Here is a 1,317-nt window from a genome sequence, read left to right as displayed (position 1 = left end):
GAAGTGCTCGGTCTTCAGCCGGCCGAAGAAGCCTTCACACGCTGCGTTGTCTGGCGAGTACCCCTTGCGCGACATAGAGCGCACCAGCTTTGCGTCGGCCATGCGCTTGAGCCAACCCGGCCAGCGGTAGTGCGCGCCGCGATCGGAGTGAACGACCGGCCGGTCGCTACCGGTGGCGACGCCATCGATCGCGGCATCCAACATGGAGTTCACCAGCGCCGCATCGGGACGCGTGCCAATTGCCCAGCTGACGACCATGCCATCGAAGCAGTCGATCATGGGTGAGAGATACACCTTGCCAGCGGGGATCTGGAACTCCGTGATATCCGTGAGCCACTTCTCATTGGGCGCGGTCGCACTGAAGTCACGGTTGATGAGATTCTCAGGCGCCGGACTGATTTCCCCCAGGTAGGAACCATAGCGGCGACGCTTGGGCGCGGCGGCCACCAGCGACTCCTGTTTCATCAGACGCTGCACCACCTTCTCGGAGATGCTGACGCTTTGCTTGGTCAGCGAGGCGCGTATCCTGCGGTAGCCGTAGCAGCGGTGATTGCGCTCAAAGATGTCGGCGATGGTGCGTCGTACTTCGACGTACCTGTCCGCTGCATTCAGACGAGCGCGATGGTAGAAGTAGGAGCTGCGCGGCAGTCCCACCTGACCAAGAAGCTCAGACAGCGTGTACGTGCTCCGCAGGGCATCAACCAACAGGGTCTTCTCCCGATTGGTCAGGGGCGGCTGGTTGATGCCCAGGTCTTTTTTTATGATTTCGTTCGCCTTCTTGAGCAGGTCTTGTTCCAACTGCAGGCGCCTGATGTCCCGTCGCAAGACCTCAAGTTGGCGTTCCAGCTCTTCGCGGGCAGCGCCAGGCGTTGGCGTATCGTTTGGGTTCGTCATGAATGCTGGTGCCTCGCGGTCAAGTAGCCGGTTTTTCCACTTGTACAGCGTCGGCCTGCACACGCCAATCTCCTGAGCCAAGGCCTCTGCACTGCCTTGACGAGTGCACAGCGCAATAACCGCTGCCTGCTTGAGTTCAGCGGAGTGGCTGACACGCTCAGCGTGACCGACCAAGCGGACTCGCAATTCGGGATGGAGCTCTTCCACCCAGGCGGTCAATGACGCACGGCCCGGGTACCCCAGCGCCATGATCGTTGCAGCAACACACCTTCCATGTTCAAGGTAGTGCCTGACCGCGATCTCCTTCTGATCCTGGGAGTACTTCGGCTTGGGACGCGCATAGCCCTTGGGCAGATCGCGACTGCGCTCGTACTCTCGGAACCAACCCTTCAATGCATTCTTGGTCGGGTACCCCAACTGGCG

Annotated in this window: 1 protein-coding gene; it reads right to left on the bottom strand. The window is 60.6% G+C overall.

Annotated features, from left to right (window positions below):
- The coding region (locus tag M3149_RS22605; RefSeq protein WP_251711603.1) for an IS3 family transposase at positions 1–1,317 on the bottom strand (1,317 nt) is incomplete at both ends.

Source organism: Hydrogenophaga intermedia (genome assembly GCF_023715105.1).
GTDB lineage: Bacteria > Pseudomonadota > Gammaproteobacteria > Burkholderiales > Burkholderiaceae_C > Hydrogenophaga > Hydrogenophaga intermedia_A.
The sequence above is the reverse complement of the archived record's forward strand: the minus strand, read 5'-3'. Positions and strand labels throughout refer to the sequence as shown.